The organism is Streptomyces lasiicapitis (assembly GCF_014646335.1).
GTDB classification, from domain to species: domain Bacteria; phylum Actinomycetota; class Actinomycetes; order Streptomycetales; family Streptomycetaceae; genus Streptomyces; species Streptomyces lasiicapitis.
Map to the genome: position 1 here is coordinate 346,422 of NZ_BMNG01000002.1, position 18,743 is coordinate 365,164.

17 protein-coding genes are annotated in these 18,743 nt (G+C 72.3%); 9 read left to right on the forward strand and 8 right to left on the reverse strand.

Annotated features, from left to right (window positions below):
- Window positions 1–43: 43 nt before the first annotated feature.
- On the forward strand, window positions 44–1,687 hold the full coding sequence (locus IEY91_RS04910) for an ABC-F family ATP-binding cassette domain-containing protein (RefSeq protein WP_189172993.1): 1,644 nt from the start codon (window positions 44–46) through the stop codon (window positions 1,685–1,687).
- Between the two features lie 166 nt (window positions 1,688–1,853).
- Here IEY91_RS04910 and IEY91_RS04915 read toward each other — a convergent pair whose 3' ends face one another.
- The 3 genes from IEY91_RS04915 to IEY91_RS04925 form a co-directional block, all read right to left on the reverse strand.
- Window positions 1,854–4,352, reverse strand: coding sequence for a Tex family protein (locus tag IEY91_RS04915; protein WP_229696707.1), 2,499 nt, complete (start codon window positions 4,350–4,352; stop codon window positions 1,854–1,856).
- 132 nt (window positions 4,353–4,484) lie between these two features.
- Window positions 4,485–4,628, reverse strand: a complete 144-nt coding sequence (locus IEY91_RS04920) for an LPFR motif small protein (RefSeq protein ID WP_189172995.1) — start codon at window positions 4,626–4,628, stop codon at window positions 4,485–4,487.
- A 120-nt stretch (window positions 4,629–4,748) separates the two neighbouring features.
- Window positions 4,749–5,648 (reverse strand): SCO6745 family protein, encoded by a 900-nt coding sequence (locus tag IEY91_RS04925; RefSeq protein WP_189172996.1) that lies wholly within the window; start codon window positions 5,646–5,648, stop codon window positions 4,749–4,751.
- Between the two features lie 135 nt (window positions 5,649–5,783).
- Here IEY91_RS04925 and IEY91_RS04930 point away from each other — a divergent pair, with 135 nt between their 5' ends.
- Both IEY91_RS04930 and IEY91_RS04935 read left to right on the forward strand, forming a co-directional pair.
- Window positions 5,784–6,779: a GlxA family transcriptional regulator gene (locus tag IEY91_RS04930; protein WP_189172997.1), complete on the forward strand. Its 996-nt coding sequence runs from the start codon at window positions 5,784–5,786 to the stop codon at window positions 6,777–6,779.
- 84 nt (window positions 6,780–6,863) lie between these two features.
- Window positions 6,864–7,520: a DJ-1/PfpI family protein gene (locus IEY91_RS04935; protein WP_189172998.1), complete on the forward strand. Its 657-nt coding sequence runs from the start codon at window positions 6,864–6,866 to the stop codon at window positions 7,518–7,520.
- A gap of 11 nt (window positions 7,521–7,531) precedes the next feature.
- On the opposite strand, the gene IEY91_RS04940 is transcribed toward IEY91_RS04935, so the two are convergent.
- Entirely contained in the window at window positions 7,532–8,284 is a 753-nt protein-coding gene (locus tag IEY91_RS04940) for an enoyl-CoA hydratase/isomerase family protein (protein WP_189172999.1), read from the reverse strand.
- 84 nt (window positions 8,285–8,368) lie between these two features.
- On the opposite strand from IEY91_RS04940, the gene IEY91_RS04945 reads away from it, so the two are divergent.
- Window positions 8,369–9,097: an HdeD family acid-resistance protein gene (locus IEY91_RS04945; protein ID WP_373287892.1), complete on the forward strand. Its 729-nt coding sequence runs from the start codon at window positions 8,369–8,371 to the stop codon at window positions 9,095–9,097.
- Window positions 9,098–9,190: 93 nt separating this feature from the next.
- Entirely contained in the window at window positions 9,191–9,709 is a 519-nt protein-coding gene (locus tag IEY91_RS04950) for an ATP-binding protein (RefSeq protein ID WP_373287888.1), read from the forward strand.
- Window positions 9,710–9,751: 42 nt separating this feature from the next.
- On the opposite strand, the gene idi is transcribed toward IEY91_RS04950, so the two are convergent.
- The 4 genes from idi to galE all read right to left on the reverse strand — a co-directional run bounded on the left by idi (window position 9,752) and on the right by galE (window position 14,036).
- Entirely contained in the window at window positions 9,752–10,345 is a 594-nt protein-coding gene (idi, locus tag IEY91_RS04955; protein ID WP_164318333.1) for an isopentenyl-diphosphate Delta-isomerase, read from the reverse strand.
- A gap of 124 nt (window positions 10,346–10,469) precedes the next feature.
- The gene (locus IEY91_RS04960; RefSeq protein ID WP_189173000.1) at window positions 10,470–11,765 is read right to left on the reverse strand and encodes a bifunctional class I SAM-dependent methyltransferase/N-acetyltransferase; all 1,296 of its coding nucleotides are present in this window, start codon (window positions 11,763–11,765) and stop codon (window positions 10,470–10,472) included.
- Window positions 11,766–11,926: 161 nt separating this feature from the next.
- The gene (locus IEY91_RS04965; RefSeq protein WP_189173001.1) at window positions 11,927–12,859 is read right to left on the reverse strand and encodes a cation diffusion facilitator family transporter; all 933 of its coding nucleotides are present in this window, start codon (window positions 12,857–12,859) and stop codon (window positions 11,927–11,929) included.
- Window positions 12,860–13,055: 196 nt separating this feature from the next.
- On the reverse strand, window positions 13,056–14,036 hold the full coding sequence (galE, locus tag IEY91_RS04970; protein ID WP_189173002.1) for a UDP-glucose 4-epimerase GalE: 981 nt from the start codon (window positions 14,034–14,036) through the stop codon (window positions 13,056–13,058).
- A 264-nt stretch (window positions 14,037–14,300) separates the two neighbouring features.
- Between galE and IEY91_RS04975 the strand changes: the two genes are divergently transcribed.
- The 4 genes from IEY91_RS04975 to IEY91_RS04990 are packed head-to-tail and all read left to right on the forward strand — an operon-like array spanning window position 14,301 to window position 18,730.
- Complete coding sequence (locus tag IEY91_RS04975; protein WP_189173138.1) at window positions 14,301–16,172, forward strand: DUF5941 domain-containing protein; 1,872 nt, start codon at window positions 14,301–14,303, stop codon at window positions 16,170–16,172.
- Window positions 16,169–16,921 (forward strand): phosphocholine cytidylyltransferase family protein, encoded by a 753-nt coding sequence (locus IEY91_RS04980; protein WP_164318325.1) that lies wholly within the window; start codon window positions 16,169–16,171, stop codon window positions 16,919–16,921. Before IEY91_RS04975 ends, IEY91_RS04980 begins: the two co-directional genes overlap by 4 nt.
- Complete coding sequence (locus tag IEY91_RS04985; RefSeq protein WP_164318323.1) at window positions 16,909–17,973, forward strand: iron-containing alcohol dehydrogenase family protein; 1,065 nt, start codon at window positions 16,909–16,911, stop codon at window positions 17,971–17,973. The genes IEY91_RS04980 and IEY91_RS04985 overlap by 13 nt, the downstream gene beginning before the upstream one ends.
- Window positions 17,951–18,730, forward strand: a complete 780-nt coding sequence (locus IEY91_RS04990) for a CDP-alcohol phosphatidyltransferase family protein (protein WP_189173003.1) — start codon at window positions 17,951–17,953, stop codon at window positions 18,728–18,730. Before IEY91_RS04985 ends, IEY91_RS04990 begins: the two co-directional genes overlap by 23 nt.
- Window positions 18,731–18,743 lie beyond the last annotated feature (13 nt).

An 18,743-nucleotide genomic window follows, 5' to 3' on the forward strand; every position in this document is an offset into this window, starting at 1 on the left:
TGGTCCTGTGGCGGGCGGGCGCCGCATTAGGCTCATGCACCTGATGAACGCCACACTTGTCGCGAAGCACCTCGCCGCCGGCCACGGCGACCGCACCCTCTTCGAGGGCCTTGACCTCGTCGTCGCCCCCGGCGACGTCATCGGCCTCGTCGGCGCCAACGGCGCCGGGAAGTCCACCCTCCTGCGCCTCCTCGCGGGCCTGGACACCCCGGAGTCCGGCGCCCTCAGCCTGTCGCCCCCGTCGGCGTCGGTCGGCCACCTGCCCCAGGAGCCCGAGCGCCGCCCCGGCGAGACGATCCACGCCTTCCTGGCCCGCCGCACCGGCGTCGCCGCCGCGCAGACCGCCATGGACGAGGCGACCGAGATGCTGGTCGAGGGCGCGCCCGGCGCCGACGACGCGTACGCCCACAGCCTGGAGCGGTGGCTCGCCCTCGGCGGCGCCGACCTCGACGAACGCGCCGAGGAGGTCGCCGACTCGCTCGGCCTCGACGTGGGCCTCGACCACCCGATGACGGCGCTCTCCGGCGGCCAGGCCGCCCGCGCGGGCCTCGCCTCGCTGCTGCTGTCCCGCTACGACGTGTTCCTGCTCGACGAGCCCACCAACGACCTGGACCTGGCGGGCCTGGAGCGCCTGGAGGCCTTCGTACGCGGACTGCGCGCGGGCACCGTCGTGGTGAGCCACGACCGCGAGTTCCTGGCCCGCACGGTCACCAAGGTCCTCGAACTCGACCTGGCGCAGCAGCAGATCAACCTCTACGGCGGTGGGTACGAGGCGTATCTGGAGGAGCGCGAGGTCTCGCGCAGGCACGCCCGTGACGAGTACGAGGAGTACGCCGACAAGCGCTCCGCCCTCCAGGACCGCGCCCAGATGCAGCGGTCCTGGATGGACAAGGGCGTGAAGAACGCCCGCCGCAAGGCCACCGACAGCGACAAGCTCGGCCGCAAGTTCCGCAGCGAGGCCAGCGAGAAGCAGGCCGCGAAGGCGCGCCAGACCCAGCGGATGATCGAGCGCCTCGACGTCGTCGAGGAGCCCCGCAAGGAGTGGCAGCTGCGCATGGAGATCGCGACGGCACCGCGCTCCGGCACGGTCGTGGCCACCCTGCGCGGCGCGGTCGTCCGCCGCGGGACGTTCGCGCTCGGGCCGGTCGACCTCCAGCTCGACTGGGCCGACCGCGTCGCCATCACCGGCGCCAACGGCTCGGGCAAGTCGACCCTGCTCGCCGCGCTGCTCGGCCGCGTCCCGGTGGACGAGGGGCACGCGGCGCTCGGCTCGGGCGTCGTCGTGGGCGAGGTCGACCAGGCCCGCGCCCTGTTCCACGGCGCGGAGTCGCTGTTCGACGCGTTCCGCGCGGCCGTGCCGGACACCGACCCCGCCGAAGTCCGCACGCTGCTCGCCAAGTTCGGCCTCAAGGCCGACCACGTCCTGCGGTCCGCCGTGACCCTGTCACCGGGCGAACGCACCCGCGCCGCCCTGGCCCTGCTCCAGGGCCGAGGCGTGAACCTCCTGGTCCTCGACGAGCCGACCAACCACCTCGACCTCCCCGCCATCGAACAACTCGAATCGGCCCTGGACTCCTACACAGGCACACTCCTCCTGGTCACCCACGACCGCCGCATGCTCGACGCGGTGAGCGTCACGCGCCGCTTGGAGGTGGCTGGGGGCAGGGTGACGGAACCGTCGCGTTGACCTGACCGGAGGAACCGTCGCCGTGACCTCCGTGGTCACACCGTCCCCGGGAGTTCCGCGGGCTTGGGGTGACGGGAGCCGCCCGGCGCGCCTGCGGGCCGTCCGCCGACATGCACGGGGGCCGTAGCCCCAGGCCACAGCCCCCGTGCCCGTCACCCTCGCCGCGTCAGCGCCGCTTCGGGTCCACCAGACCGGCCCGGCGCAGCGCCTCCGCCATCGCGTCGTTCGCCGGCGGCGGGCCCTGCCGCTGCTGGCGCTGGGGCCTGCCGCCGCCCTGGCCCTGGCCCTGTCCTCGGGCCTGGCCACCGCGGCCCTGACCCTGGCCTTGGCCGCCCCGGCCCTGCCCCTGACCCTGGCCGCCCCGACCCTGACCCTGACCCTGCTCCCTGCGCTGCTGCGGCGGACGTCCGCCGCGCTCCCTGCGGGCGCCGCCGGCTCCGCCGCCCGCGGCCGAGTCCTGGGACGCCTCGTCGTCGAGCCTGAGCGTCAGGGAGATCCGCTTGCGCGGTACGTCCACGTCGAGGACCTTCACCTTGACGATGTCGCCCGGCTTGACCACGTCGCGCGGGTCCTTGACGAAGGTCTTGGACATGGCCGACACGTGGACGAGGCCGTCCTGGTGGACGCCGATGTCCACGAACGCGCCGAACGCGGCGACGTTCGTGACGACGCCTTCGAGGACCATCCCGGAGGCGAGGTCGGAGATCTTCTCGACGCCGTCCATGAAGGTCGCCGTCTTGAAGGCCGGGCGCGGGTCGCGGCCCGGCTTCTCCAGCTCCTTGAGGATGTCGGTGACGGTCGGAAGACCGAACACGTTGTCCACGAACTCGGCGGGCTTCAGGGCGCGCAGCGTCGCCGTGTTGCCGACCAGCGCGCCGACGTCACCGCCCGCGGTGCCCGCCATGCGCCGCACCACGGGATACGCCTCGGGGTGCACGCTGGACGCGTCCAGCGGGTCGTCGCCGTCGCGGATGCGCAGGAAGCCCGCGCACTGTTCGTACGCCTTCGGGCCGAGGCGGGGCACGTCCTTGAGGCCCTTGCGGCTCTTGAACGGGCCGTTCGCGTCACGGTGCGCCACGATGTTCTCGGCGAGGCCGGAGCCGATGCCGGACACCCGGGCGAGCAGCGGGGCGGACGCCGTGTTCACGTCCACGCCGACGCCGTTCACACAGTCCTCCACGACCGCGTCGAGGGAGCGGGAGAGCTTCACCTCCGACAGGTCGTGCTGGTACTGCCCCACGCCGATGGACTTCGGGTCGATCTTCACCAGCTCGGCGAGCGGGTCCTGGAGGCGCCGTGCGATGGACACGGCGCCGCGCAGCGACACGTCGAGTTCGGGCAGCTCTTGCGAGGCGAACGCCGACGCCGAGTACACCGACGCGCCCGCCTCGGACACCATCACCTTGGTGAGCTTCAACTCCGGGTGCTTGGTGATCAGTTCACCGGCGAGCTTGTCGGTCTCGCGGGACGCCGTGCCGTTGCCGATCGCGACCAGGTCGACGTCGTGCTCCTTGGCGAGCTTCGCGAGGGTGGCAAGGGACTGGTCCCACTTGTTCGCCGGGACGTGCGGGTGGATCGTGTCCGTCGCCACGACCTTGCCGGTGGCGTCCACGACGGCGACCTTCACGCCCGTACGGAAACCGGGGTCGAGGCCGAGCGTCGCGCGCGTGCCCGCGGGGGCGGCGAGCAGCAGGTCGCGCAGGTTCGCGGCGAACACCCGCACCGCCTCGTCCTCCGCGGCCGTACGCAGCCGAAGCCGCAGGTCGATGCCGAGGTGCACCAGGATCCGGGTCCGCCAGGCCCAACGGACCGTGTCGCCCAGCCACTTGTCGGCGGGACGCCCGCGATCGGCGACCCCGAAGCGCTGGGCGATGGAGCCTTCATACGCAGACGGAACTGTGGGGACGACCGGGGCGGCCGGATCGCTCGGCTCCTCCGGCTCGAGGACCAGGTCGAGCACGTCCTCCTTCTCGCCGCGCAGCATAGCGAGGATGCGGTGCGAGGGCAGGTCGGTGAACGGCTCGGCGAAGTCGAAGTAGTCGGCGAACTTGGCGCCCGCCTCCTCCTTGCCGTCGCGCACCTTCGCGGCGAGCCGCCCGCGCACCCACATGCGCTCGCGCAGCTCACCGATGAGGTCGGCGTCCTCGGAGAAGCGCTCGGTGAGAATGGCACGGGCGCCGTCGAGCGCGGCCTGCGGTTCGGCGACGCCCTTGTCGGCGTCGACGAACGCGGCGGCGGCCGCGAGCGGCTCCACCGTGGGGTCCGACAGCAGCCCCTCGGCCAGCGGTTCGAGCCCGGCCTCGCGGGCGATCTGCGCCTTCGTGCGCCGCTTCGGCTTGAAGGGCAGATAGATGTCTTCGAGGCGGGCCTTGGTGTCGGCCTCGCGGATGCGGGCCTCCAGCTCGTCGGTGAGCTTGCCCTGCTCGCGCACGGAGTCGAGGATGGCGCTCCGCCGCTCCTCGAGCTCCCGCAGATAGCGCAGCCGCTCCTCGAGCGTGCGCAGCTGCGCGTCGTCGAGCATCTCGGTGGCTTCCTTGCGGTAGCGCGCGATGAAGGGCACCGTCGACCCGCCGTCGAGCAGGTCCACGGCGGCCTTCACCTGCCGCTCCCGCACGCCGAGCTCCTCGGCGATCCTGCTTTCGATGGACGCTGGGGTGGTCGTCACGTTCCGGTACCGCCTTCTCACTGAGGTTGCCCGGCAATTGTGGCAGGTGGCACCGACAGTGAGGCAGTCAGACCCGGCGGTGGTGCGGCCGGACCCGGCCCATGGGACAGCCGGACCCGGCCGGTCGCGCGGTCAGACCCGGCGGCCGCGGCCCGACCGGCGTCCGGAACGTGACGCTCCGCCGAACAGCCGGGCCAGCGCCCGGAACGGCAGGGTGACCACGGTGGCGATGGCCCCAGCGATCTGGCGCAGCACATCTGCGATCGCACGGAACACGAGGTTCTCCCTTCGTCTCCCCGGCCCCCTTTCACGTTTCACGGAGGAGTGGTTCGAGGCCGCGGGACGGGCGAGTACCCCGGGGTCCGGGGCACATGCTTCGGGAGCCGCCCGAGAAGCTCAGCCCTTGCCGAGCAGGTCCCCGGGGAACGCGCCCGCCTGCACCACCGCACCCGCGAAGACGGTGCCCAACTCCGTGAGCCGCTCCACACCGGCCGTGCCGAGGTGCTCGTAGGGCGCCCGGTCCAGGCGGTCGGTCCGCTCCTCGATCTGCTTGCGCAGCGCGACGCCCGCCTCCGTCAACTCGCCGGTGCCGTCCACGAGTCCGCGCCCGCGCAGCCGCTCGACGGCCGCGTCCCAGTCCTCCTGGGTCCAGCCGCGGGTGTTCAGGTTCCACTTCGGGGTCATGCTCTTGCCCGTGGCGGTGTGGCTCACCAGGGCCTCCACGGCGTCGAGTTCGGCGTCCAGGAGTGCGGCGAGGTGGCCGTCGCCCCGGTGCTCGCGCAGCAGCGTCGCCGCGTGCCAGTACGCCAGGTGCGGCTCGTCGGGCACGGGCAGGGCGGCGTGCGCCGCGTACAGCGGACGCCCGCTCGGCGAGCACGCCTCCGCGGCCTCCAGGGCGAGCCGGGCCGCCTCCGCCATCTCCGGCGACGCCAGTGCCTCGTCCCCGAGGAGCCGCCGCAGGGTGGAGTCGACGGCGCGCAGCCGGGCGGCAAGCACGTCCTCGGGGGACGCGGTGCGCCATACGTCGGGCACGAACCGGGCGACGACCTCCGGCTTGTAGTTGTAGAACGCGGCCGTCACCGTGCCCGCGCCCACGGCCCCCATCGCCGCCGCCCGGATGGCGAAGTTGACGGCCTTGGGGTGCGTGATGCCGAGCTCGGCCAGCTCACGGCCCGCGTCGGGGGAGAAATAGTGCGGGGTGTGGATGGCGTTGAGCACGCTGTAGCAGCGCCGTCCCGCGCGCGGGGGCAGGGGTGTGCCGGTCGGCGCGGCGGTCGTCGAAGAGGTCATGCCCATACGTTACCGACTGGTCGGTATGACGTGAAGGGCAATCTGGCGAACCACCCACCCCACGCCGCACGCCGATCATGGCAGGAATAGTGGGGAGCCCGTCATTGCGGCCACCCCGCCCCCACCCCAAGAATCGAGTGCATGGAGCAGCGAACCGTCCTCGTCGTCCTCTTCGACGGCGTCCAGAGCCTCGACGTCACCGGCCCTCTGGAGGTCTTCACAGGGGCGAGCCACGTCCATGGCCCCGAGGCGCCGTACCGGGTGCGCACCGCGTCCCTGCACGGCGCCCCCGTCCGGACGTCCAGCGGGCTCACACTGGTGCCGGACGTGTCGCTGACCGAGCTGACGGCATCGACTGACGGCTCCGCCGTGGGCGCCCCGCACACCCTCCTCGTCCCGGGCGGCGCCGGCACCCGCGACGAGCACGCCGAACTGATCGCCTGGCTCCGCGCCCACGCGCCGCGCGCCCGGCGCCTGGTCTCGGTCTGCACCGGCGCCATGCTCCTTGCCGCCGCGGGCCTGCTCGACGGGCGCCGTGCGACGACCCACTGGGCGTACTGCGACACCCTCGCCAGGAACCACCCGGACATCGACGTGGACCCGGACCCCATCTACGTACGCGACGGCCATGTCGCGACCTCGGCGGGCGTGACGGCGGGCATCGACCTCGCGCTCGCCCTGGTCGAGGAGGACCTGGGCCGGGACACCGCGCTGACCGTGGCCCGCTACCTCGTGGTGTTCCTGCGACGGCCGGGCAACCAGGCGCAGTTCAGCGCCCAGTTGTCGGTGCAGACCGCCCGGCGGGAGCCGCTGCGCGAGGTCCAGCAGTGGATCACCGAACACCCCGGCGGCGACCTCAGCGTGGACGCGCTCGCCGAGCGCGCCCGGCTCTCCCCCCGGCACTTCGCGCGCGCCTTCCAGGCGGAGACCGGCACGACGCCGGGCAAGTACGTCGAGCGCGTCCGGGTCGAGCACGCGCGCAGGCTTCTGGAGGACACCGCCGACGGCGTCGAGCAGGTCTCGCGCGCCTGCGGCTACGGCACCCCGGAGGCCATGCGCCGCGCCTTCGTCAAGGCGCTCGGCACGGCACCGGCGGAGTACCGCCGCCGCTTCCGCGGCGCACTCACGACCCACTGACCACTCACTGACCACCCGGACCACCCACTGACCACCCACTCAAGACCCACCGTCGACCCTCAGGCCCACCTTCGAGGAGCCCGCATGCAGATCGCCATCGCCCTGTACGAACGCTTCACCGTCCTGGACGCCATCGGCCCGTACCAGACACTGAGCGGCATCCCGGACGCCGAGGTCGTCTTCGTCGCCGAGCGCGCCGGAACCGTGCGCGACGACAGCGGCCGGCTCGGCCTCGTCGCCGACAAGACCTTCGCCGAGGTGCCGCACCCGGACATCGTGGTGGTCCCCGGAGGCCCCGGGCAGAGCGACCAGATGGAGAACGAATCGCTGCTCGGCTGGCTGCGCACCGCCGACACCACCAGCACCTGGACGACCTCCGTGTGCACGGGCTCCCTGGCCCTCGCCGCCGCCGGACTCCTCAAGGACCGCTCGGCGACCTCGCACTGGCTGGCCCTGGAGGAACTGGAGCGGCTCGGCACGCGCTCCACGGGGCAGCGCGTGGTCTTCGACGGCAAGTACGTGACGGCGGCCGGGGTGTCGGCGGGCATCGACATGGGCCTCGCCCTGGTCGGCAGGATCGCGGGCGACGAGCGCGCGCAGACCGTCCAGTTGATGATCGAGTACGACCCCCAGCCGCCCTACGACGCCGGATCGCCGGAGAAGGCGCCTGCCCACATCGTGAGCATGTTCCGTGACCGCAGCCGCTTCAACGACGAGGAGCAGGAGGGGGCGAAGGCGTAACCGGAGGGCACCTACCCCCGCGGCGGCGTCCACGCGAACCGCGGCTGCCTGCGCTCCAGGAAGGCGGCGACACCCTCGGCGGTGTCGCCGCTCTCGCGCATCTGCTCGGCCCAGTGGGCCTCCCGGCCTTCCCCGGGCCCCGCGAACTCCTTCGCCGCTGCCTGCGTGAGCAGCGAGCGCGAGGCCAGGACGCGCGTGAACTCCTTGACGCGCGCGTCCAGTTCACCGGCGGGCAGCACCTCGTCCACGAGCCCGGTCCGCAGCGCCCGCGCCGCGTCGATCGACTCGCCGGAGAACAGCAGGTACTTGGCAGTCGAGGGGCCGACGAGCGACACCAACCGCCGTGTCGTCGACGCCGGATAGACAATGCCCAGCTTCGCCGGAGTGACCGCGAACGCCGCGCCCTCGTCGGCGAACCGCAGATCGCAGGCCGCCGCCAACTGGCAGCCGCCGCCCACGCAGTACCCGCGGATCGCCGCGAGCGTCGGCTTGGGGAACGCCGCAAGCGCCTCCTCGGCCCGCACCGCGAGCTCCTGGGGGCGGCCGGGCTCGGCCCGCAGGGACGAGATGTCGGCGCCCGCGCAGAACGTGTCCCCGGCGCCGGTCAGGACCAGCGTCCGCACACCCGGGTCGGCGGCGAGCGCCGCGAGCAGCGGCGGCAGCGCGCGCCACATGTCCGCCGTCATGGCGTTGCGCTTGGCCTGATGGTCGATGACGACGGTGGCGACGCCGTCGGCGACGGCGTGCCTCAGCTGCGGCTCCATGCGCCGGATGCTATCCGCACCCCGCGAACGTACGATCAAGAAGGGGCGGCTTCGAACGGCGGACGGAGGCCTCCGATGGGCGCGATGCGGATGGGCGGCAGACGCAAGCAGGCAGGCCCCGACGGCCCCGGCCCCGACGGCCAGGGGACGGGCACGGACCAGGCAGGCCAAGGGAACGACGCCGCGGACCAGGGAGCCAGGCTCCACCGCAGTCTCGGCTGGCTCGCCCTGCTCGGCGCGATCCTCGCCGTCGGCGGACTCGTCGGCATCGTGTACGCGGGCTTCGCCACCCTCACCTCGATGCTGCTGTTCGGCTGGCTGCTCCTGGTGGGCGGCATCGTCGCGCTGCTGCACGCGGTGCAGTCGCGCGGCTCGAACTTCTTCTGGCTCGGCGTGGTGGTGGCCGCGCTGAACCTGGCGGCGGGCGTCGTCGTGATCCGCAGGCCGGACGTGGCCGCGGAGGCGCTGACGATGTTCGCGGCGCTGCTCTTCCTCACCGGCGGGGTGTTCCGGCTCGTCGGCAGCCTGGTGGTGCGCGGCCCGCAGATGGCCGTGACGCTGCTTCAGGGCGCCTTCGGCGTGCTCCTCGCCGTGCTCGTCCTCGGCTCGTGGCCGAGCAGCAGCCAGTACGTCATCGGTACGTTCTTCTCGCTCGCGCTGCTCTTCGACGGGCTCGGCCTGCTCGCGACGGCGATCGGCGGCCGCCGCCTCATCAGCATGGTCACGCCCGACGGCGCACGGGACCCCGAAGCCGTACAACCTGAAGAACCATTGAAGGCAGAACAAGAAGGGCAGGAGCAGTCGCGCAACTGACGGCGTCATGCGGGCGCGATCAATTCCCGTCGATAGTCGCTGACTTCTGGTCAGTAGCGCGGTACGGACCAGTGCGTTCCCAACACTCGACGTGTGGTGACAATCGAGCGCGAGGGCGGGGACCGGGCAATGGGGAACGACGGGAGAGGGCAGCAGCCGGGCCCGCTCCCCGGGGGAGGGGGGCACGTGCCGTACGAAGGCGTGTGGCGGTTCACGGCCCCGGCCGTCGACGCCTCCGTGCCCCAGGCACGGCACGCGGTGCGCGACCTGCTCGCCCGCCAGGGCGTGCCGGCGCCCGACGAACTGGTGCAGGGGCTGCTGCTTATCGTCTCCGAGCTCGTCACCAACGCGGTGCGGCACGCGGCGCTGCTGTCGCCGATGCTCGCCGTGGAGGTCGCGGTCGGCGCCGAGTGGGTGCGGGTCTCCGTGGAGGACAACCACCCCTACCGCCCGACGGCCCTGGTGGCCGACTACGGCCAGACGGGCGGCCGCGGCCTGCTCCTGGTCCGGGAGATCACCCGCGAGGCGGGCGGCGCCTGCGACGTCGAGCACACGGCGAGCGGGGGCAAGGTCATCTGGGCGGCCCTGCCCCTGAAGCCGAACGGCGTCTGAGCCCCACCGGACCGAAGGCCGGGGGAGCCGGGAAGGCCCGGACTACCAGCCCGCGCCCGGCCCCGTCAGCTCCTTGACCGCGGGCCGCGCCGCGTCCAGGACCGTCATGAACCACGCCGAGAACGGCCCCTTCGCGTGCCGCTCCGCCAGCTCATCGGCCGTGACGAACGCCGTGTCGCCCACCTCGCTGGGGTCCGGGCGCAGCTCGGCCTGCACCATCCCCACGAAGAGGTGATTGAACTCCTGCTCCACCAGGCCCGAATCCGGGTCCGGGTGGTTGTAGCGCACGGTGCCCGCCTCGGCGAGCAGCGACGGCGAGACGCCGAGCTCCTCGAACGTGCGCCGGGCGGCGGCCGCGAACGGCGCCTCGCCCGGATACGGGTGGCCGCAGCAGGTGTTGGACCAGACGCCGGGGGAGTGGTACTTCCCCAGCGCCCGCTGCTGGATCAGCAGCCGGCCCTGCTCGTCGAAGAGGAAGACGGAGAACGCCCGGTGCAACTGCCCGGGGGCCTGATGGGCGGCGAGCTTCTCCGCCGTACCGATCGTCCTGCCGTCCTCGTCCACGAGTTCCAGCAAGATTGTCTCTCCGGTGCCGTTCGACGAGCTGTTCGCCGCGGTGGCAGGTGTGATCGGCATACCCATCCTTCGCTTCGGTCTCGGGTCTCAAGTCTGCCGTACGACACCAGTACTCCCGGCACTCCGGTGGCCCCGCATGTCCCGTCCCCGACGCCGGGGACGGGACACGCGGATGCCGTGGGGATCAGACCCCGAAGGCCGCCGGGTACGTGATCGTGCCCCGCGGCAGTGGCCCGGAACCGTCGGCTCCGGACGGCCCCGTCAGGGCGAGGGCCTGCATGGCCTCGTCCGGCACCTCGAAACTTGGCCGGATCCCGTAGGCCGAGGCCGGGGTGAAACCGAACCGCGGATAGTAGTCCGGGTGCCCGAGCACGAGGACCAGTTGCTCGCCCCGCGCGCGTGCGGCGTGCAGCACGGCGCGCACGACGGCCGAACCGGCGCCCGTTCCCTGATGCGCCGGTAGCACCGCGACGGGCGCCAGGCACAGGGCCGGGGCGCCGTCCACGTGACAGCGGGTGATCAGGGCGTGCGCCGCGATCTCGCCCGCCGCCGTCTCGGCGACGTACGAGAACCCGTCGAGCCAGGCCCCGGGGTCCTCGCGGAGGGCGTCCACGAGGTCGGCCTCCGCGACGGTCGGGAACGCGGCGGCGTTCACGGCGTGCACGGCCGCGCGGTCGGCGCCGGACGCCGCCTCGGGCCGGGTGCGCCAGCCGTCGCCCGCCGGGCGCAGGGCGTAGCCCCGATAGCCGTACTCGGCCGCGTGCTCACGGCGCATGGCGAGCTCCGCGCGCGTCGAGGCCAGGGCCTCGGCCATGCCGGGGGCCCCGGGGTCGGCCGCGTCCGCGCGGGCGCCGAGCGGGCCGTAGTACTCGTCCCAGTCGGACTCCGGCTGGGACACCGTGCCGAGCACCGCGTACCCGGCGGCGAGTGCCGCGCGCGTGTTGTCCTCGGGGGCGCGCAGCGGGTAGTGCGCGTCCCAGAAGGTGCGGGCCTCGTCGGACGGGGTGTCGGTGGTCCACTCGCACTCGGTGACGACGAGCGTCCCGCCGGGCGCGAGCAGCCGCCGCCAGGCGTCGAGGGCGGTGTCGAAGCCGATGCTGTAGACCGAGCTCTCGGCCCAGATCAGGTCGAACGAGCCGTCCGCGTAGGGGAGTTCCCCCATGTCGGCGCGGACGGTGCGCACGGAGTCGGCGAGCCCGCGGGCGTGCGCCTCCGCGCGCAGTTCGGCCAGGAACGGCTCGTGCAGATCGACGGCCGTGACCTCGGCGCCTGCCTCGGCGGCGAGGAGCAGCGCGGACCGGCCGGGGCCGCAGCCCAGGTCGAGCACGCGCGGACGTGCGGGCAGCTCGCCGGCGAGGGCGAGCAGCGCGCGGGTGGTGGAGTCCGAGCCGGGACCCTGCCGCGGCAGGCCGTGGTGGAGGGAGAAGAAGGCGTCGGAGATCGCGTTTTCGGAGTGCTGAGTCTCAGAGTGCTGAGTCAACGGAGGAAACCCTTTGAGTGGGAGGGCCCGGCCGTATGAAAGGTCAGCCGTGGGCCCGGGACGTGGGGACGCACGTGTCGCTACGCATGGCAGCGTCAGCCGCGACAGTCATCAACCCACCTCCCACATATGTGTCCTCAAAGATCGCTGATCAGTCTACCTCAGTGGCAGAGCCTCGGCTCGTGCTCCGCGTGGCCGCTCGGCTCCAGCTGGAACGTGCAGTGCTGGACGTCGAAGTGGCCGCCCAGGCAGCCCTGGAGGTCGTGCAGCACCTTCTCGTGACCGATGGCGGTCAGCGTCTCGGAGCTGACGACGACGTGCGCGGAGAGGACCGGCATCCCCGATGTGATCGTCCAGGCGTGCAGGTCGTGGACGTCCTCCACGCCGGGCAGGGCCAGCATGTGGGCGCGGACCTCGGCCATGTCGACGCCCTTGGGCGCCGATTCGAGCAGGACGTTCAGCGTCTCGCGCAGGAGCTTCCAGGTACGCGGGACGATCATGAGGCCGATGACGATCGAGGCGATGGGGTCGGCCGCCTGCCAGCCGCTGAGCAGGATGACCGTGGCCGAGACGAGCACCGCCACCGAGCCGAGCGCGTCCGCGAGGACCTCCAGGAAGGCGCCGCGCACGTTCAGGCTGTCCTTCTGGCCGCGCATCAGCAGCGACAGCGAGATGAGATTCGCGACCAGACCGATCACGCCGAAGATGATCGTGAGGCCGCCCTCGGTCTCGGCGGGCGTGACGAACCGCTGGATCGCCTCGTACAGAACGTATCCGCCGACGCCGAAAAGCAGCAGACAGTTGGCGAGCGCCGCCAGGATCTCGGCGCGGGCGTAGCCGAAGGTGCGGTTCTCGCTCGGCGGGCGGTTCGCGAAGTGGATCGCGAGCAGCGCCATGCCGAGACCGAGCGCGTCCGTCGCCATATGCGTCGCATCCGCGATCAGCGCGAGCGAATCCGCGACGAGACCGCCGACGATCTCCACCACCATGACGGTGATCGTGATGCACAGCGCGATGCGCAGCCGCCCCTTGTAGGCCGCCGTGGCCGTGCCCTGGGCGGGCGGCGCGTGGCCGTGGTCGTGTCCAGCCCCCATGCTGCGGTCCTCCGTGTCGTCGATGCGCGTCCGTGGGCGTCACAGGTCGGCGAAATGCGTGTCCGACGCCCGTGCCCACGATCACAGTGAACTACGGGTGGGGGGTATCTGCAACACGCTCTTGAGAACCGTTGTCATATGCTCTGACCTGCGGAAACGTTCCGCAGGTCAGAGCCGGTACGGCTGCTGAGGGGGCTTAGTCGCGGCGGGCCTCGGGGTGGTGCAGGCACCAGCCCGCCCAGGCGGACTCCACCATCTCGCGCACTCCCCGCCGGGAGGTGAAGCCCAGCTCCTTGGCGGCCAGGCGGGCGTCCGCCACGGCGCGCGGCGCGTCACCCGCACGGCGCGGCTCGACGACCGGGGCGCGGTGGTCGCCGGTGACCTCCGCGATCACGTCGAGAAGTTCGCGTACGGAAACACCCTCGCCGCGGCCGATGTTCACCGTCAGATCGGTGCCGGATCCGGCGGTCCTGCGGGCGGCGGCGAGGTGGGCCTCGGCGAGGTCGCTGACATGGATGTAGTCGCGCACGCAGGTGCCGTCCGGCGTGGGGTGGTCGGTGCCGAAGACGCGCGGCGCCTCGCCGCGCGTGAGGCGGTCGAAGACCATCGGGATCACGTTGTAGACCCCGGTGTCGGCCAGCTCGGGGCTCGCGGCGCCCGCCACGTTGAAGTAGCGCAGCGACGTCGTGGTGATGCCGTGCGCCCGGCCCGTCGCCCGCACCAGCCACTCGCCGGCCAGCTTCGTCTCGCCGTACGGGCTCACGGGCGCGCAGGGCGTGTCCTCGGGCACCAGGTCGACATCCGGCGGGTTGCCGTACACCGCGGCCGAGGACGAGAAGACGAACCGTCCGACGCCCGCGTCCACGACCGCCTCCAGGAGCGTGGTGAGGCCTCCGATGTTCTCCCGGTAGTAACGCAGCGGCTGCTCCACGGACTCGCCGACCTGCTTGCGGGCCGCGAGATGCACCACCCCCGTGACCGCGTGCTCGGCGAGCACCCGCCGCACGAACTCCCCGTCGAGCGAAGTACCCCGTATAAGAGGAATGTCCGCGGGCAGCCGCTCGGGCATCCCCGAGGAGACGTCGTCCAGGACGACCACCCGCTCACCGGAGCCGGCCATCGCCCGCGCCGCATGCGCCCCGATATATCCCGCTCCACCTGTGATCAGCCATGTCATGGCAGTCCACCTTAGGCGGGCTTGGGCGGTTGTGGACCCCACGGTTTGTGGCCGCGGGCCGCTTTCGACCATGATGATCGTGGCGATCAGAGAGGCCGCGGCGCAACCGGACCGCGTTGATCGGGGCGTGAACGGGCGGTGAACGCCCGCTTCCATTAATCCGATAGCCTCAGCCGACACGCCGCCCGGCCGCCTCGCTGCCAGGGCGCCCCCGTCACGCACGTGCCCGCGCGAGCCGCGCCGGGAATCAAGGAGTGAGTTCGTCTGTCGACCGCCATCCTCACCGGCCGGCCGGTGCCCGGTTCGCCGCTCGAAGGCGATCTGCGGTCCCTCGGCTTCGACGTGCGGACCGCCCCCGAAGCGGCGGCCCCCGAAGACCTCGACGCCCTGCTGCGTGACCTGCCCGCGGGCGAGCGCGTCGCCGTCGTCGACACCCGCTTCGTCGGCCACGTGCACGCGCTGCGGCTCGGCCTCACCGACCCCCGCTTCCCCGTGTCCGCGGTGCCCGGCGCCGTGACGGCGCAGGCCGGGGCGCGCGGCGAGCTGACCACCGTACTGCGTACGGCAGTTGGAGCCACGGCCGACGGTGGCGGCGCCTCCGTGGCGCTCGCCCCCCAGCAGTCCGAGCGGGCCGAGCCGTCCCTGGCCGGCGCCCACGACCAGGCCGTGCCCGACCGCATCGCCGCCGCCCTCGAAGCCGCCGGTGTCGACGTGCACCGCCCCGAGCTCGGCACCCTCGTCGCCGCCGTGCCGAGCGACCCGGAGGCCCGCAACACCGCGCGCCAGGCCGTGGCCGCCGTCGACGACGAGGCCGTACGCCTGCGCGGCGCGGTGAAGGCCCGCGACGGCTTCTTCACCACGTACTGCATCAGCCCGTACTCGCGCTACCTCGCCCGCTGGTGCGCGCGCCGAGGCCTCACCCCGAACCAGGTCACCACGGCCTCGCTGCTCACCGCCCTGATCGCGGCGGGCTGCGCGGCCACCGGCACCCGCGGCGGCTTCGTCGCCGCAGGACTGCTGCTCCTCTTCTCCTTCGTCCTGGACTGCACGGACGGCCAGCTCGCCCGCTACTCGCTCCAGTACTCCACGCTCGGCGCCTGGCTCGACGCGACCTTCGACCGCGCCAAGGAGTACGCGTACTACGCGGGCCTCGCGCTCGGCGCCGCCCGCGGCGGGGATGACGTATGGGCGCTCGCGCTCGGCGCCATGGTGCTGCAGACCTGCCGGCACGTCGTCGACTTCTCCTTCAACGAGGCGAACCACGACGCGACCGGCAACACCAGCCCCACGGCCGCCCTCTCCGACAAGCTCGACAGCGTCGGCTGGACGGTCTGGCTGCGCCGCATGATCGTGCTGCCCATCGGTGAGCGGTGGGCGCTGATCGCCGTGCTCACCGCCGTCAGCACCCCCCGTGTCACCCTGGTCGTCCTGATCGTCGGCTGCGCCCTCGCGGCCTGCTACACCACGGCAGGGCGCGTGCTGCGCTCGCTGACCCGCAAGGCCACCCGCACCGACCGGGCCGCCGGGGCGCTCGCCGACCTCGCCGACAACGGCCCGCTGGCCTCCGCCTTCGCCGCCCTTCGGCGCGGCGGGCCGCTGCCCGCCCCCGTCCTCGCCTTCCTGGGCGGCGCCGCGGTCGTCGCCGTGGCCGCCTTCACGTCGTACGGCAGCCCGTGGGTGGTCGTCGCCGCCGTGATCTACGTCATCACCTCGGGCCTCGCGCTCTCCCGGCCGCTCAAGGGCGCCCTGGACTGGCTGGTTCCACCGTTCTTCCGCGTCGCCGAATACGGCACCGTGCTGGTACTGGCCGCCAAAGCCGACGTGAACGGTGCGCTGCCCGCAGCTTTCGGCCTGGTGGCCGCGGTCGCCTACCATCACTACGACACGGTGTACCGCATCAAGGGCGGCACCGGCGCGCCCCCGCGCTGGCTGGTGCGGGCGATCGGCGGCCAAGAAGGCAGGACCCTGGCGGTCGCGCTGGCCGCCGCCGTACTGCACGACACAGATTTCACCGTCGCGCTCACGGCTCTCGCCGTGGCCGTGGCACTCGTGGTGCTCGTCGAGAGCATCCGCTTCTGGGTGACCGCTCACAAGCGTGGCGCACCCGCCGTACACGATGAAGGAGAACCCGCATGATCGGCCTCGTGCTGGCTGCCGGCGCCGGACGGCGTCTGCGCCCTTACACCGACACCCTGCCCAAGGCCCTGGTGCCGGTCGGACCCGAGGGCAACGAGGACAGCCTCACCGTGCTCGACCTCACCCTCGGCAACTTCGCCGAGATCGGCCTGACCGAGGTCGCGATCATCGTCGGGTACCGCAAGGAGGCCGTCTACGAGCGCAAGGCCGCGCTCGAGGCGAAGTACAACCTCAAGCTGACCCTGATCGACAACGACAAGGCCGAGGAGTGGAACAACGCCTACTCCCTGTGGTGCGGCCGCGACTCGATCAAGCACTCGGTGATCCTCGCCAACGGTGACACCGTGCACCCGGTCTCCGTCGAGAAGACGCTGCTCGCCGCCCGCGGCGACGGCAAGAAGATCATCCTCGCCCTCGACACGGTGAAGAACCTCGCCGACGAGGAGATGAAGGTCATCGTGGACCCCGAGAAGGGCGTCCAGAAGATCACCAAGCTGATGGACCCGGCGACGGCCACCGGTGAGTACATCGGCGTCACCCTCATCGAGGGCGAGGCGGCCGAGGAGCTCGCCGACGCGCTGAAGACCACCTTCGAGCGCGACCCCGACCTCTACTACGAGGACGGCTACCAGGAGCTCGTCAACCGCGGCTTCAAGGTCGACGTGGCGCCGATCGGCGACGTCAAGTGGGTCGAGATCGACAACCACGACGACCTCGCCAAGGGGCGTGAAATCGCGTGCCAGTACTGACGAGGCTCATCCCCTCGCCGGTCGTCGTCGACATCCGGGCGGGGGCGCTCAACGACCTGGCGAGCGTCCTCGCCGACCAGCGGATCTGCTCGGCGACCGGCAAACTGGCCGTCGCCATCAGCGGCGGCTCCGGCACGGTGCTGCGCACTCGGCTCGAGCCCTCGCTGCCGAACGCGGAGTGGTTCGAGGTCGGCGGCGGCACCCTCGACGACGCCATCAAGCTCGCCGACGCCATGAAGAAGGGCCGCTACGACGCGGTCGTGGGCCTCGGCGGCGGCAAGATCATCGACTGCGCCAAGTTCGCCGCGGCGCGCGTCGGCCTGCCGCTGGTCGCCGTCGCGACGAACCTGTCGCACGACGGCCTGTGCTCGCCCGTCGCGACCCTCGACAACGACGCGGGCCGCGGCTCGTACGGCGTGCCGACCCCGATCGCCGTCGTCATCGACCTCGACGTCATCCGCGAGGCCCCGGTCCGCTTCGTGCGCTCCGGCATCGGCGACGCCCTGTCCAACATCTCCGCGATCCGGGACTGGGAGCTCGCCGCCCGCGAGCGCGGCGAGGACATCGACGGCCTCGCCGCCGCGATGGCCCGCCAGGCCGGCGAGGCGGTCCTGCGCCACCCCGGCGGCGTCGGCGACGACGGCTTCCTCCAGGTGCTCGCCGAGGGCCTGGTCCTCACCGGCATCGCCATGTCCGTCTCGGGCGACTCCCGCCCGGCGTCCGGCGCCTGCCACGAGATCAACCACGCCTTCGACCTGCTGTTCCCGAAGCGTGCGGCCAGCCACGGCGAGCAGTGCGGCCTCGGCGCGGCCTTCGCGATGCACCTGCGCGGTGCCCGCGAGGAGTCGGCGTTCATGGCCGAGGTGCTGCGCCGCCACGGTCTGCCCGTCCTGCCGGAGGAGATCGGCTTCACCGTGGACGAGTTCGTCCAGGTCGTGGAGTACGCGCCGCAGACCCGGCCGGGCCGCTACACGATCCTCGAGCACCTCAATCTGAACCACGACCAGATCAAGGACGCATACGCCGACTATGCCAAGGCCATCGGTAGCTGAACTCCGGCCCGTCGTTCACCCCGCGGGGGTGAAGGACCGCCGCAGCGGTGAGCACTGGGCGGGACGCCTGTACATGCGAGAGATCTCGCTGCGCTGCGACCGCTACCTGGTGAACACCAGGATCACGCCCAACCAGCTCACCTATCTGATGACCGTCGCGGGCGTCCTGGCCGCCCCGGCCCTGCTGGTCCCGGGGATCTGGGGCGCCGTGCTCGGCGTCGTCGCGGTCCAGCTCTATCTGCTGCTCGACTGCGTCGACGGCGAGATCGCCCGCTGGCGCAAGCAGTACTCGATGTCCGGGGTGTACCTGGACCGCGTCGGCGCCTACCTGTGCGACGCCGCGGTCCTCGTCGGCTTCGGCCTGCGCGCCGCCGACCTGTGGGGCTCGGGCCGGATCGACTGGCTGTGGGCCTTCCTCGGCACCCTGGCCGCCCTCGGCGCCATCCTGATCAAGGCGGAGACCGACCTCGTCGCCGTCGCCCGGCACCAGCAGGGCATGGCGCCGGTGCAGGAGTCGGCGTCCGAGCCGCGCACGTCCGGCGTGGCCCTGGCCCGCAAGGCCGCCGCCGCGCTGAAGTTCCACCGCCTGATCCTCGGCATCGAGGCGTCCCTGCTGATCCTGGTCATCGCCGTCGTGGACCAGATCCGGGGAGACCTGTTCTTCTCCCGCCTCGGTGTCGCCGTCCTCGCCGGCATCGCGGTCCTGCAGACCCTGCTGCACCTCGTGTCCATCCTCGCCTCGAGCAGGCTGAAGTGAACACCCCGGCACA

Bases quoted from the DNA above. Each gene is read 5' to 3' on its own strand.
- IEY91_RS04910 (WP_189172993.1), top strand. From the start codon at position 44: ATGAACGCCACACTTGTCGCGAAGCACCTCGCCGCCGGCCACGGCGAC.
- IEY91_RS04925 (WP_189172996.1), bottom strand. From the start codon at position 5,648: ATGGGCATGACCTCTTCGACGACCGCCGCGCCGACCGGCACACCCCTG.
- IEY91_RS04930 (WP_189172997.1), top strand. From the start codon at position 5,784: ATGGAGCAGCGAACCGTCCTCGTCGTCCTCTTCGACGGCGTCCAGAGC.
- IEY91_RS04935 (WP_189172998.1), top strand. From the start codon at position 6,864: ATGCAGATCGCCATCGCCCTGTACGAACGCTTCACCGTCCTGGACGCC.
- IEY91_RS04940 (WP_189172999.1), bottom strand. From the start codon at position 8,284: ATGGAGCCGCAGCTGAGGCACGCCGTCGCCGACGGCGTCGCCACCGTC.
- IEY91_RS04945 (WP_373287892.1), top strand. From the start codon at position 8,369: ATGCGGATGGGCGGCAGACGCAAGCAGGCAGGCCCCGACGGCCCCGGC.
- idi (WP_164318333.1), bottom strand. From the start codon at position 10,345: ATGCCGATCACACCTGCCACCGCGGCGAACAGCTCGTCGAACGGCACC.
- IEY91_RS04965 (WP_189173001.1), bottom strand. From the start codon at position 12,859: ATGGGGGCTGGACACGACCACGGCCACGCGCCGCCCGCCCAGGGCACG.
- galE (WP_189173002.1), bottom strand. From the start codon at position 14,036: ATGACATGGCTGATCACAGGTGGAGCGGGATATATCGGGGCGCATGCG.
- IEY91_RS04980 (WP_164318325.1), top strand. From the start codon at position 16,169: ATGATCGGCCTCGTGCTGGCTGCCGGCGCCGGACGGCGTCTGCGCCCT.
- IEY91_RS04990 (WP_189173003.1), top strand. From the start codon at position 17,951: ATGCCAAGGCCATCGGTAGCTGAACTCCGGCCCGTCGTTCACCCCGCG.